The organism is Pseudomonas sp. FDAARGOS_761 (genome assembly GCF_013343155.1).
In the GTDB taxonomy this organism is placed as follows: Bacteria; Pseudomonadota; Gammaproteobacteria; order Pseudomonadales; family Pseudomonadaceae; genus Pseudomonas; species Pseudomonas aeruginosa.
Genome location: NZ_CP054572.1, coordinates 638759 through 651341, shown reverse-complemented (window position 1 = coordinate 651341; position 12583 = coordinate 638759). Strand labels below are relative to the sequence as shown.

11 protein-coding genes are annotated in these 12583 nt (G+C 64.8%); 2 read left to right on the top strand and 9 right to left on the bottom strand.

Features of this window, described 5'->3' with window-relative positions; all coding sequences use genetic code 11:
* The first annotated feature begins 4 nt into the window (after positions 1-4).
* Positions 5-583 (top strand): cob(I)yrinic acid a,c-diamide adenosyltransferase, encoded by a 579-nt coding sequence (locus FOC67_RS03105; RefSeq protein ID WP_003094089.1) that lies wholly within the window; start codon positions 5-7, stop codon positions 581-583.
* 70 nt (positions 584-653) lie between these two features.
* On the opposite strand, the gene FOC67_RS03100 is transcribed toward FOC67_RS03105, so the two are convergent.
* The 5 genes from FOC67_RS03100 to FOC67_RS03080 form a co-directional block, all read right to left on the bottom strand.
* Positions 654-1601, bottom strand: a complete 948-nt coding sequence (locus tag FOC67_RS03100) for a Nudix family hydrolase (protein ID WP_003110158.1) — start codon at positions 1599-1601, stop codon at positions 654-656.
* A gap of 53 nt (positions 1602-1654) precedes the next feature.
* Entirely contained in the window at positions 1655-2290 is a 636-nt protein-coding gene (locus tag FOC67_RS03095) for a glutathione S-transferase family protein (RefSeq protein WP_009315946.1), read from the bottom strand.
* Positions 2291-2410: 120 nt separating this feature from the next.
* Positions 2411-3628, bottom strand: coding sequence for a bifunctional glutamate N-acetyltransferase/amino-acid acetyltransferase ArgJ (argJ, locus tag FOC67_RS03090; protein ID WP_003094095.1), 1218 nt, complete (start codon positions 3626-3628; stop codon positions 2411-2413).
* 146 nt (positions 3629-3774) lie between these two features.
* Positions 3775-6525, bottom strand: coding sequence for a preprotein translocase subunit SecA (secA, locus tag FOC67_RS03085; protein ID WP_003110155.1), 2751 nt, complete (start codon positions 6523-6525; stop codon positions 3775-3777).
* Positions 6526-6658: 133 nt separating this feature from the next.
* The gene (locus tag FOC67_RS03080) at positions 6659-7582 is read right to left on the bottom strand and encodes a M23 family metallopeptidase (protein WP_003094103.1); all 924 of its coding nucleotides are present in this window, start codon (positions 7580-7582) and stop codon (positions 6659-6661) included.
* Positions 7583-7728: 146 nt separating this feature from the next.
* Here FOC67_RS03080 and FOC67_RS03075 point away from each other — a divergent pair, with 146 nt between their 5' ends.
* On the top strand, positions 7729-8124 hold the full coding sequence (locus FOC67_RS03075) for a DciA family protein (RefSeq protein ID WP_003134732.1): 396 nt from the start codon (positions 7729-7731) through the stop codon (positions 8122-8124).
* 60 nt (positions 8125-8184) lie between these two features.
* Here FOC67_RS03075 and lpxC read toward each other — a convergent pair whose 3' ends face one another.
* The 4 genes from lpxC to FOC67_RS03055 form a co-directional block, all read right to left on the bottom strand.
* Complete coding sequence (lpxC, locus tag FOC67_RS03070) at positions 8185-9096, bottom strand: UDP-3-O-acyl-N-acetylglucosamine deacetylase (RefSeq protein ID WP_003094111.1); 912 nt, start codon at positions 9094-9096, stop codon at positions 8185-8187.
* A gap of 112 nt (positions 9097-9208) precedes the next feature.
* Positions 9209-10393: a cell division protein FtsZ gene (ftsZ, locus tag FOC67_RS03065; protein WP_003094113.1), complete on the bottom strand. Its 1185-nt coding sequence runs from the start codon at positions 10391-10393 to the stop codon at positions 9209-9211.
* A 50-nt stretch (positions 10394-10443) separates the two neighbouring features.
* Entirely contained in the window at positions 10444-11697 is a 1254-nt protein-coding gene (gene ftsA, locus FOC67_RS03060; RefSeq protein WP_003094115.1) for a cell division protein FtsA, read from the bottom strand.
* A gap of 21 nt (positions 11698-11718) precedes the next feature.
* Positions 11719-12582, bottom strand: coding sequence for a cell division protein FtsQ/DivIB (locus FOC67_RS03055; RefSeq protein ID WP_003094118.1), 864 nt, complete (start codon positions 12580-12582; stop codon positions 11719-11721).
* Position 12583: the final 1 nt, after the last annotated feature.

Sequence of the window (12583 nt, the reverse complement as noted above, 5' to 3'; positions counted from 1 at the left end):
AACCATGGGCAATCGATTGTCGAAGATCTACACCCGTACCGGCGACCGTGGCGAGACCGGCCTGGCCGGCGGACGCCGGGTGCCCAAGAGCCATCCACGCATCGAGGCGATCGGCGCGGTGGACGAATTGAACAGCCAGTTGGGGCTGCTCCTTGCCGAGCTGCTGGAAGCGCGTGGCGCACATCCCGGCCTGGAGGAGATCGTCCAGGCGCTGGCGCCAGTGCAACACCGCCTGTTCGACCTCGGCGGGGAGCTGGCGATGCCGGAGTATCGGGCCCTGGACGAGACGGAAGTGGCACGCCTGGAAAGCTGCATCGACCGCTGGAACGACGAGCTGGGCCCGCTGAAGAATTTCATCCTCCCCGGCGGTTCCCGCCTGGTCGCCCAGGCCCATGTCTGCCGCAGCCTGGCGCGCAGTGCCGAACGGCGCTGCCAGGCGCTGGACCAGGAGGAAACGCTGGAGGGCGTCGGCCTGCGCTACCTGAACCGGCTCTCCGACCTGCTGTTCGTCGCCGCCCGCGCCATCGCCCGGCGCCAGGGCGTGGCGGAGATTCTCTGGGAAGCGGCGGCAAAACCGGACTGACGGCGAGCGAGGGCTCGGCATCGAGACGAAAAAAAAGAGGCCGAAGCCTCCTTTTTTCTTCATTCCACCGTCAAAGGCCGCCCGGCCAGAACGCACGGATACCCGCCACGCCCTGGGCTCCATGCTCCCAAGCCTGCTCGGCTTGCTGCGGACCGACGCCACCCAGCAGGTAGACCGGCTGGTTGAAGCCGGCGATCAGTTCGGCGGCCTTGTCCCACCCCAGCGCCGGCTCGCCGGGATGGCTCTCGGTCGGCTGTACCGGCGAAAGGGTGACGAACTCCACTCCCATCGAGGCGGCCAGGGCCAGTTCCTCCGCGTCGTGGCAGGAGGCGGCCAGCAGGCGCCCTTCGGGGAACGGCCGACCGGCGCTGGCGTATTTGCGCAGTTGAGCGGAGGTCAGGTGCCAACCGGCAGCCGGGAAGTCGCCCAGCCACTCCAGCGGGCCTTTCAGCATCAGTTGCGCCTTGCCGGCGCAGAGTCCCTGGATATCGATGGCGAGATCGCGGTATTCGGGACTGAACATGTTCGGCGCGCGCAACTGGATCAGGCGGATGCCCGCCTCCACCGCCTTGCGTACGCCGCTGATCAGCTCGCCCGGCTCCAGGCCGTCCGGAGTGATCAGATAGTGCGCCGGCAGGCGCGCGGCCTGGACGATCGGCGCGTTGGCAGCGGGGAACTCGTAGTCCGCCAGCTCGCGCGGCTCCACCCAGGCCAGCGGTTGGCCCTCGACGCCGTGGGCTTCGCCGGAAAACCCGTCGACCTCCCAGACATCGAGCAGGACGTGCTTGTCGGCATAGTCGTGACGGACCTGGATCAGCGGCCGGGCCCGCTCGACACGGATGCCCAGTTCCTCTTCCAGCTCACGGGCCAACGCCGCGCGCACCGGCTCGCCGTCCTCCACCTTGCCCCCGGGAAACTCCCACAGGCCGCCCTGATGCTTGTCTTCCGGCCGCCGGGCGATCAGCACCCGGCCATCGGAGCCACGAATCACGGCCGCGGCGACATGTACTCGTTTCACGGATCATCTCCTCGCTACTGCCGTCACGCACCGCCGGAAGCGGCGGACGGCCATCAACTACCGGCCTGCTCGCGCAATGCCGCGTCGTACCAGGTGCGGAACGCAGGCCACTGATAAATCGTCTCGACATAGGTCCGGGCGATATCCGGCAACTCCACCGCATAACTGCGGAAACGCGCCGCCACCGGTGCGTAGAACGCATCCGCCAGGCTGGCGTGGCCGAACAGGAACGGACCGTCCTGGCCGAAGCGCCGCCGGCAATCCGCCCAGGCTTCGCAGATACGTTGAATATCCTGTCGTGTCGCCTCGGACAATTCCACCAATGGCTGCTGGCGCCGCAGGTCCATCGGCAGCTCGCCGCGCAACGCGGCGAAACCGCTGTGCATTTCCGCGCAGACCGAACGGGCCAGCGCCCGCGCCGCCTCGCCGCGCGGCCACAGGTGGGCCTCGGGGAAGCGCTCGGCGAGGTACTCGGCGATGGCCAGGGAATCCCAGATGTCGCCATCCTCGCTTTTCAGCAAGGGCACCTTGCCGGTCGGCGAATATTGCAGGATCCGCTCCCGGGTATCGGGCCGCCCCAGCGGGACGAGGATCTCGTCGAACGCCGCCCCGCTCATGCGCAGGGCCAGCCAGCCCCGCAGCGACCAGGACGAGTCATTGCGATTGCCAATCACGATGGTCAGGGCCATGCGCCTCTCCTCTTCGGCCGCCCGACGCGGACGGCCATGCACCAGAGAACTTAAGAGGCGCACGGACCGATGGCAAATTCCCGATTTTCATCCATCGATGAAGGATCGGAATGCCTGGCTTCAGGTGCGGTACTCTGCGTTGATCTTCACGTATTCGTGGGACAGGTCGGTGGTCCAGATGGTCTCGCTGCAGGTGCCGCGTCCCAGTTCGATGCGGATGCCGATCTCGGCCTGGGCCATCACCGCCGCACCCTGCTCCTCGGTGTAACTGGCCGCCCGGCCGCCACGGCTGGCGATACAGACGTCGCCAAGGAACACGTCGATCTTGCTCACGTCCAGATTGGCCACGCCGGCACGTCCGACCGCGGCGAGGATGCGTCCCCAGTTCGGGTCGGAGGCGAACAGCGCGGTCTTGATCAGCGGCGAGTGGGCCACGGCATAGCCGACATCCAGGCACTCCTGGTGGGTGGCGCCGCCGTTGACCTGAACAGTGACGAACTTGGTCGCGCCCTCGCCATCGCGAACGATGGCCTGGGCCAGCTCCATGGAAACCTCCAGTACCGCTTGCTTTAACGCGGCGAACAGCGCGCCGCTGGCCTGGGTGACTTCCGGCAGCGCCGCGCGACCGGTGGCGATCAGCATGCAGCAGTCGTTGGTGGAGGTATCGCCGTCGATGGTGATGCGGTTGAAGGACTTGTTGGCGGCGTCGCGCAACAGATCCTGCAGCACGCCCTGGGCGACCTTGGCGTCGGTGGCGATATAACCGAGCATGGTCGCCATGTTCGGCTTGATCATCCCGGCGCCCTTGCTGATCCCGGTGACGGTCACGGTCACGCCATCGTGCACGAACTGGCGGCTGGCGCCCTTGGGCAGGGTATCGGTGGTCATGATTCCCGCGGCAGCTTCGGCCCAGCGGTCCTCGGCCAGGTCGGCCAGGGCCGCAGGCAACGCCGCCTCGATCTTGGCCACCGGCAGGGGCTCGCCGATCACCCCGGTGGAATATGGCAGCACCGAAGTCTCGGCGACCCCGGCCAGTTCGGCGAGCTTGGCACAGGTTTGCGCGGCGGCGACGAGGCCGGCCTCGCCGGTACCGGCGTTGGCGTTGCCGGTATTGGTCAGCAGGTAGCGCACCTCACCGAGGAAACGCTGCTTGGCCAGGGTCACCGGCGCGGCACAGAACGCGTTCAGGGTGAACACCCCGGCCACGCTGGAGCCTTCGGCGCAGCGCATGACCACCACGTCTTTGCGCCCCGGTCGCTTGATGCCGGCGGAAGCGATGCCGAGTTCGAAACCGGGGACCGGGTGCAGGGTGGACAGGGGGCCAAGACCGACAGCCATGGGAACGCGCTCCTTTACCAAACAGTGGACTCGATGCCGTCTGCGACGGCGTGACGGAAAACGCATCGGCGCCGGGCTGGCGCCAATTCGAACAAACGCCGCGAGCGGCAGGACCGGTCGCGGCGTTGGTGAACCAGGCGGGAAGCTTAGTCCAGCTGCCCGTGGCAGTGCTTGTATTTCTTGCCGGAACCGCACGGGCAAGGCTCGTTGCGGCCGATCTTCTGCTCGTTGCGCACAGGCTCGAGCGGCACGACCGGAGCCGGGCCCTCGGGAAGCGCTTCTTCCTCGCCGGCCACGGCCTGCTCCATCGAGGGAGCCTCGGCGTGCTGGAACTGCATGCGCTTGGCCAGTTCCTCGGCCTCGCGACGCAGGCGGGCCTCCTCTTCGGCCGGGTCTTCGCGACGGACCTGGACGTGGGACAGCACGCGGATGGTGTCGCGCTTGATCGAGTCCAGCAGCTCCTGGAACAGGGTGAAGGACTCGCGCTTGTATTCCTGCTTCGGATTCTTCTGCGCGTAGCCACGCAGGTGGATGCCGTGCCGCAGGTGGTCCATGGTCGACAGGTGGTCCTTCCACAGGTCGTCCAGTACCCGCAGCAGCATCTGCTTCTCGAAGGCGCGCAGGGCTTCGGCGCCGGCCAGCTCTTCCTTCTCGTAGTAGGCGGCGACGATCTGCTCGAGGATCTTGCTACGCAGGGTTTCCTCGTACAGCTTGTCGTCTTCGTCCAGCCACTGCTGGATCGGCAGGCGTACGGCGAAGTCGCTGTACAGCGCGGCCTCCAGGCCTTCGATGTCCCACTGCTCGGGCAGCGACTGCGGCGGAATGTGCTGGTTGATAGTGGCGCTGAGGGTTTCCTCGCGGAACTCCTTGATGGTCTCGCCCACGTCCTCTGCCGACAGCAGGGTGTTGCGCATGTGGTAGATCACCTTGCGCTGCTCGTTGGCTACGTCATCGAATTCCAGCAGTTGCTTGCGGATGTCGAAGTTGCGCCCTTCGACCTTGCGCTGGGCCTTCTCGATGGCGTTGGTCACCATGCGGTGCTCGATCGCCTCGCCGGACTGCATGCCCAGCGCCTTCATGAAGTTCTTCACCCGGTCGGAGGCGAAGATCCGCATTAGGTTGTCTTCCAGCGACAGGTAGAAGCGGCTGGAACCCGGGTCACCCTGACGACCGGCGCGGCCGCGCAACTGGTTGTCGATCCGGCGGGATTCGTGGCGCTCGGAAGCGATCACGTGCAGGCCGCCCGCCTCGATCACCTGCTGGTGGCGCTTCTGCCATTCAGCCTTGATCTGGGCGATCTGCTCCTCGGTGGGGTTCTCCAGGGCCGCGACTTCGACTTCCCAGTTGCCACCGAGGAGGATGTCGGTACCGCGGCCGGCCATGTTGGTGGCGATGGTCACCGAACCGGGCGCGCCAGCCTGGGCGATGATCTCGGCTTCCTTCTCGTGGTACTTGGCGTTGAGCACCTTGTGCTCGATGCCTGCCTCTTGCAACAGCTTGGAAACGTACTCGGAACTCTCGATCGACGCGGTGCCGACCAGGATCGGCCGGCCGAGGGCCTGGCACTGCTTGATGTCGGTGATGATCGCCGCGTACTTCTCTTCCTGGGTCAGGTAGACCAGGTCGTTGAAGTCCTTGCGCGCGATCGGCCGGTGGGTCGGGATCACCACCACGTCGAGACCGTAGATCTGGCGGAACTCGAAGGCCTCGGTATCGGCGGTGCCGGTCATGCCGGCCAGCTTGTTGTACAGGCGGAAATAGTTCTGGAAGGTGGTGGAGGCCAGGGTCTGGCTCTCGGCCTGGATCGGCAGGCCCTCCTTCGCTTCGATGGCCTGGTGCAGGCCCTCGGACAGGCGACGGCCAGGCATGGTGCGGCCGGTGTGCTCGTCGATCAGGAGGATCTGGTCGCCCTGGACGATGTACTCGACGTTGCGGTGGAACAGGGTGTGCGCGCGCAGCGCTGCGTAGACGTGGGTCAGCAGGCTCAGGTTGTGCGCCGAGTAGAGGCTCTCGCCTTCGCCGAGCAGGCCGTTCTGGCTCAGCAGGTCCTCGATGAACTGGTGGCCCTGCTCGTTGAGTTCGACCTGGCGGGTCTTCTCGTCGATGCTGTAGTGGCCTTCCTCGGTCGGCTTGCCCTCGACCTCTTCGACCTGGCGCTTGAGACGCGGGATCAGCTTGTTGATCTTGATGTACAGCTCGGAGCTGTCTTCGGCCTGGCCGGAGATGATCAGCGGGGTACGCGCCTCGTCGATGAGGATCGAGTCCACTTCGTCGACCACGGCGAAGTTCAGCTCGCGCTGGAACTTGTCGTCCAGGCTGAAGGCCATGTTGTCGCGCAGGTAATCGAAGCCGAATTCGTTGTTGGTGCCGTAGGTGATATCGGCGGCGTAGGCGGCGCGCTTGTCTTCCGGCGGCTGGAAGGGAGTGACCACGCCGACGCTGAGGCCGAGGAACTCGTACAGCGGGCGCATCCAGTTGGCGTCGCGGCGCGCCAGGTAGTCGTTCACCGTGACCACGTGCACGCCCTTGCCGGACAGCGCGTTGAGGTAGACCGGCAGGGTGCCCACCAGGGTCTTGCCCTCGCCGGTACGCATTTCGGCGATCTTGCCGTCGTGCAGGGTCATGCCGCCGATCAGCTGGACGTCGAAGTGGCGCATGCCCATCACCCGCTTGCCAGCCTCGCGAACCACGGCGAAGGCTTCGGGCAGCAATTGGTCGAGCGTTTCGCCCTTGGCGTAGCGCTGCTGGAATTCAGCCGTTTTCGCCTTCAACTGCTCGTCGGAGAGCGCCACCATCTGGGGCTCGAGCGCATTGATGGCCTGTACAGCCTTGGCCATGCGCTTTACATCACGCTCGTTCTTGCTTCCAAAGAGTTTCTTCAACAAAGGCGCAAACATATCGACTTGGTCATCCACACGTGGGGAATGGAAGGCTCACCCATCCGGCGGCCCGTGCCGATCAACGGCATGAAAGGGAACATTCTACCCGGAAACGGGTATGAGAAAAGTACAGCAGATCAATGCGCGTCGCTCACTCGGAAACAGACGCTCGTGCGATGAAGCTTTGCGGATTCATTACCCGGCCATCCTTCATCACTTCGAAATGTACGTGGTAGCCGGTGGAGCGTCCGGTGCTGCCGACCTTGGCCAGCACCTGGCCGCGCTTGACCAGGTCACCGACCTCGACCAGGTTCTTCTGGTTATGGGCATACAACGTGGTGTAGCCATCGGCGTGCCCGACCTCGACCACGTTGCCATAGCCGTTCTTGCGCCCGGACCAGGTCACCACCCCCGCCGCCACGGCCACCACGTCGCTGCCGGCCGGCGCGGCGAAGTCGATGCCCTTGTGCATGCTCAGGCGGCCGCTCACCGGATTGACCCGGCGCCCGAACGGCGAGGAGATGTAGCCCTGGCGCACCGGCTGGCCGGCCAGGTAGGTCGACTGGCTGATGTGCTTGTCGGCGAGCAGTTGCTCCAGCACCTCGAGCTGCTGCTCGCGGGTATCCAGGCGTGCCGCCAGTTCGTCCAGCGTCGCCATGAACGACGGCGGGGCATAGGCGCTGCCCTCCAGCGGTTCGTCGACGCCACCCTGGCCGACGCTCAGGGAGAAGTCGAACTCGTCGGGGTCGACGTCGGCCAGCTCGGTGAGACGTTCGCCGAGGGCATCCAGCCGAACCAGGCGCGCCTGCAGTTCGCCGAGATGCACGCTCAGTGCGTCCATCTGCCGCTGCGCGTCCTCGCGGGCGCTGCTGATCTCGGCGCTCTGCGCCTGCAGCGCGGCATCGACTTCGATGCCGGCCACCGGAGCCGGCGCGCGGAACAGCCAGGCGCCCATGAAGCCCCCGGCCAACAGGCTGGCACCGACCACGCAGGCCCCGGCCAGCATCAGCAACCGCGGCTGCAGATGGACGGAGCGAGCGGCCCCATGGTGCCGGCTCAGAAAAATGATGTGCATGACTTATCCTTCATACGGGCCGGCAGTAGCGAAACGCTTTCTGCTACCATTCCGACTCAGTAACCCCCAGGCTTCCCGCCATGTCTTTTCGTCCCTTGCCCGCCCAGGCATCGACCCAGTTGCTGCGCCAGGCCAGGCCGCTGCAGATGCTGTTCGCCGAAGCCCAGCGCATCTGCCGCCTGCAGCAACTGCTGGAAAGCCAGTTGCAACCGGCGGCGCGCCCGTACTGCCATGTGGCTTCGTGGCGCGGCGGTTGCCTGCTGCTGATCGTCACCGATGGCCACTGGGCCACACGCCTGCGCTATCAGCAGCGGCGCCTGCAGCGGCAGCTGCAGGCTTTCGAAGAATTCGCGAACTTAGCGAAAATCCTTTTCAAGGTGCAACCCACCACGTCCACACAACGTGCGGCACGTCGCAGCTTGACCCTGTCTGCCGTCGCGGCGGAAAACCTTCGCGAATCCGCCGACATCGTCGGCAATCCACGCCTGCGGGAAGCGCTCGAGCGGTTGGCAAGCCGCGCCGAGAAAAGCCGGCAAGAATAAATCCCGAAATAAAAAGAGGCCACCCTGAGGTGGCCTCCAAATATGGAAAGGAGAGTTTTCCTACACTGCCGCCGCCGGGCGCATATAGGAAATAGGCGCGGTACGCGCGTCTTCGAAGGTCACCACTTCCCAAGCATCCTTGTCTGCGATCAACGTACGCAGCAGTTGGTTGTTCAGGGCATGGCCGGACTTGAAGCCACGGAACTCGCCGATAAGACTGTTGCCGAGCAGATACAGATCGCCGATGGCATCCAGGATCTTGTGCTTGACGAACTCGTCCTCGTAACGCAGGCCGTCTTCGTTGAGCACGCGGTTCTCGTCGACCACGATCGCGTTCTCCACGCTACCGCCGAGTGCCAGGTTCTGCGAACGCAGGTACTCGATGTCGCGCATGAACCCGAAGGTACGGGCGCGGCTGACCTCCTTGACGAAGGAAGTACTGGAGAAATCGACCGAGGCCTGCTGGGTGCGACCACGGAAGACCGGATGATCGAAATCGATCTCGAAGCTGACCTTGAAGCCGTCGAACGGAACGAAGACGGCGCGCTTGTCGCCCTCTTCCACGCTGACTTCGCGCTTGATGCGGATGAACTTCTTGGCAGCTTCCTGCTCTTGCAATCCGGCGGACTGGATCAGGAATACGAACGGACCAGCGCTGCCATCCATGATCGGCACTTCCGAAGCGGACAGCTCGACGTAGGCGTTGTCGATACCCAGGCCGGCCATGGCCGAGAGCAGGTGCTCCACCGTATCCACTTTGACGTCACCCTTGACCAGGGTGGTCGACATGGTGGTTTCGCCGACGTTCTCGGCCCGGGCCGGGATTTCCACTACCGGATCCAGGTCGGTGCGGCAGAACACGATACCGGTGTCCACCGGCGCCGGTTTCAGGGTCAGGTAAACCTTTTCCCCCGAGTGCAGACCGACGCCAGTAGCCCGGATGATGTTCTTCAAGGTGCGTTGTTTGATCATGGCTTTGGCCGCTTAAGCGCTGACTGCGAACTGTTTTCAACAATGGCCGGCGATGATAGCAGAACCGGCCTTTGCTGAACACCAATCACATCTCTACTCCTGATTAATTACTTCAATCAGCCTGACGACGCAGGAACGCCGGGATATCCAGGTAATCCAGGTCATCCTGCGGGTTCAGCTTGGCCGCGGTCGCCGCGCTGCCGTGAGACTGGTTGCGCATCACGGTAGGACGGTCGAGGTCGCGGTAGTTCACCGACTGCTGCTCGCGCTGGGCCGGAGCGGCTGCCTGGGCTGCACTGCCCTGCACGGTGTTGTCGACGACCTTCACCGGTTTCTCCAGGCGCGCGCCCAGGCCGGTGGCGACTACGGTGACGTGCAGCTCATCGCGCATGTCCGCGTCGATCACGGTGCCCACCTTCACAGTGGCGTGCTCGGAAGCGAACTGTTCGATGATGTTGCCGACATCGGAGTACTCGCCCAGGGACAGGTCCGGACCCGCGGTAATGTTCACCAGGATGCCGCGCGCGCCCTGCAGGTTGACGTCTTCCAGCAGCGGGTTGCGGATTGCCGCCTCGGTGGCCTCGCGGGCACGGTTCGGACCGCTGGCGCAGCCGGTACCCATCATCGCCATGCCCATTTCGCTCATGACGGTCTTCACGTCGGCGAAGTCGACGTTGATCATGCCCGGACGCTTGATGATGTCGGAGATACCGCGCACGGCACCGGCCAGCACGTCATCGGCCTTGGCGAAGGCAGCCAGCAGGCTGGCATCCTTGCCGAGGATGGTCAGCAGCTTCTCGTTCGGGATGGTGATCAGCGAATCGACGCTCTCGGCCAGCGCGCGGATGCCCTCGTCGGCGATCTGCATGCGCTTGCGACCTTCGAACGGGAACGGACGGGTCACCACCGCGACGGTGAGGATGCCCATTTCCTTCGCCACTTCGGCGATGATCGGCGCGGCGCCGGTACCGGTGCCGCCACCCATGCCGGTGGTGATGAAGACCATGTCGGCGCCTTCCAGCACTTCGGAAATGCGCTCGCGATCTTCCAGAGCCGCCTGACGACCGACTTCCGGATTGGCGCCGGCACCCAGCCCCTTGGTGACGCCCGGGCCGAGTTGCAGAACGGTGCGCGCCGCGATGTTCTTCAGCGCTTGTGCGTCGGTGTTGGCGCAGATGAACTCGACGCCCTCGACGTTGTTCTTGGCCATGTGATTGACGGCGTTGCCGCCACCACCACCTACACCGATCACTTTTATGACGGCGGTTTGTGCGATGTTATCGACCAGTTCAAACATTTCCCCTCTCCTTCCTTTCTAGTTTTGTCGCCTACTGTTACTGCGTTGAATCAGAAATTGCCCTGGACCCAGCGTTTGAGCCGTTCCAGGACAGGTGCCTTGGGTTCGTCGCTGCTGTAGCTGCTGCCTGACACAGACATCGACATGCCATCGGACTGCTTCTGCAGTCCGTACATCAGCAGGCCGACGCCCGTCGAATAGATCGGGTTGCGCACCACGTCGGTGAGGCCCTTCACGCTATACGGCACGCCGAGGCGTACCGGCATGTGGAAGATTTCCTCGGCCAGCTCGACCGCGCCTTCCATCTTCGAGGTGCCGCCGGTGAGGACGATCCCGGCCGGGATCAGGTCCTCGTAGCCGCTGCGGCGCAGCTCGGCCTGGACCAGGGTGAACAGCTCGTCGTAACGAGGCTCGACCACTTCGGCCAGAGCCTGGCGCGACAGTTCGCGCGGCGGCCGGTCGCCGACGCTGGGCACCTTGATGGTCTCGCCGGCACCGGCCAGCTTGGCCAGGGCGCAGGCGTAGCGGATCTTGATCTCTTCCGCGTACTGGGTCGGCGTCCGCAGGGCCATGGCGATGTCATTGGTGACCTGGTCGCCGGCGATCGGGATCACCGCGGTATGGCGGATCGCGCCTTCGGTGAAGATCGCGATATCGGTGGTGCCGCCGCCGATATCCACCAGGCACACGCCCAGTTCCTTCTCGTCCTCGGTCAGCACCGAATAGGCCGAGGCCAACTGCTCGAGGATGATGTCGTCGACCTCGAGGCCGCAGCGGCGCACGCACTTCTCGATGTTCTGCGAGGCATTCACCGCGCAGGTCACCACGTGCACCTTGGCTTCCAGGCGCACCCCGGACATGCCCAGCGGCTCGCGCACGCCTTCCTGGTTATCGATCACGTAATCCTGGGCCAGGGTATGCAGCACCCGCTGGTCCGCCGGGATCGCCACCGCCTGGGCGGCATCCAGTACCCGTTCGATATCCGCCGGGTTCACCTCGCGATCGCGGATCGCCACGATGCCGTGGGAATTGAGGCTGCGGATGTGGTTGCCGGCGATGCCGACGAACGCCGAGTGGATACGGCAACCGGCCATCTGCTGGGCCTCGTCGATGGCGCGCTGGATCGACTGCACGGTGGACTCGATGTTCACCACCACGCCCTTCTTCAGGCCGCGGGACGGATGAGTACCGATGCCAACGACCTCCAGCTGGCCATCGGCCGTCACCTCGCCCACCAGCGCCACCACCTTGGAGGTACCGATGTCGAGGCCGACGATCATCTTGCCGCTCTGCACGCTTGCCATGGTTATTACTGTCTCCTCAACTCACTGCACGGCGCTGGCCGTGGCCACCGTCGCGGGCGTGACCGGCTCGCGCCACGCAACGGCGAGGCCGTTGGGGTAACGCAGGTCGATCCGCGCAATGTTCGAAATCTGATCTTTGAGTGCCTTGTCGTAGATGCTTACGAAGCGGCGAATCTTGTCTACCACGTGGTCGCGCCCGATCTGGATCTCGACGCCCTGGGCCGTGGTCAGCGCCCAACCGCCGCGATCGCTCATTTCCAGGCGGGCAATGGAGAACCCGAGGGGACGCAGCAACTGGCTGAGCAACTGGTATTGCTGCATCACCTGCTGTTGCGCCCGCTGTGGACCATGCAAGCGGGGCAGATGTTCATAATTCGCCAGCTCCTTTGGCGTAAAAGCCTGTCCCTGGTTGTTCAGCAGCGCTTCGTCGCCCCACCGGGCGATCGGCAGTTGCTCGTCCAGGCGGATCACCACCTGGTCCGGCCACACCCGGCGCACCTCGGCGTGGGCGATCCAGGGCATCTGTTCCAGTTGCCCGCGCATGCCCGCCAGGTCGATGGTGAAGAAGCTCGCCGCCAGGTACGGGGAAATCCGCTGCTGCACCGCGCGCTGGCTGATGTAGCTGAGGTCGCCCTCGACACTGACCTTGGCGATCGGCCGGTCGGCGTACGGCAGGATGTACTCGGCGCCGCGATAGGCGCCATAGCCGAGAACGGCCAGCAACAGCGGCCAGGCCAGGTACTTGAGGAAACTGAAGTCGGCTTTCGGCAGGCGCACGCTCAGCGGTTCCTTGGCCACCAGACGGCTGGCGCCGCGCGGCATCGGCTTGCGCGGAGCGCGGCCGAGTCCACCGGGTTGCTGATGACGGAGCAGTACGCCGTTCATG

Coding starts and splice junctions, on each gene's coding strand:
- FOC67_RS03105 (WP_003094089.1), top strand. CDS start 5: ATGGGCAATCGATTGTCGAAGATCTACACCCGTACCGGCGACCGTGGC.
- FOC67_RS03095 (WP_009315946.1), bottom strand. CDS start 2,290: ATGGCCCTGACCATCGTGATTGGCAATCGCAATGACTCGTCCTGGTCG.
- argJ (WP_003094095.1), bottom strand. CDS start 3,628: ATGGCTGTCGGTCTTGGCCCCCTGTCCACCCTGCACCCGGTCCCCGGT.
- secA (WP_003110155.1), bottom strand. CDS start 6,525: ATGTTTGCGCCTTTGTTGAAGAAACTCTTTGGAAGCAAGAACGAGCGT.
- FOC67_RS03080 (WP_003094103.1), bottom strand. CDS start 7,582: ATGCACATCATTTTTCTGAGCCGGCACCATGGGGCCGCTCGCTCCGTC.
- FOC67_RS03075 (WP_003134732.1), top strand. CDS start 7,729: ATGCTGTTCGCCGAAGCCCAGCGCATCTGCCGCCTGCAGCAACTGCTG.
- lpxC (WP_003094111.1), bottom strand. CDS start 9,096: ATGATCAAACAACGCACCTTGAAGAACATCATCCGGGCTACTGGCGTC.
- ftsZ (WP_003094113.1), bottom strand. CDS start 10,393: ATGTTTGAACTGGTCGATAACATCGCACAAACCGCCGTCATAAAAGTG.
- ftsA (WP_003094115.1), bottom strand. CDS start 11,697: ATGGCAAGCGTGCAGAGCGGCAAGATGATCGTCGGCCTCGACATCGGT.
- FOC67_RS03055 (WP_003094118.1), bottom strand. CDS start 12,582: ATGAACGGCGTACTGCTCCGTCATCAGCAACCCGGTGGACTCGGCCGC.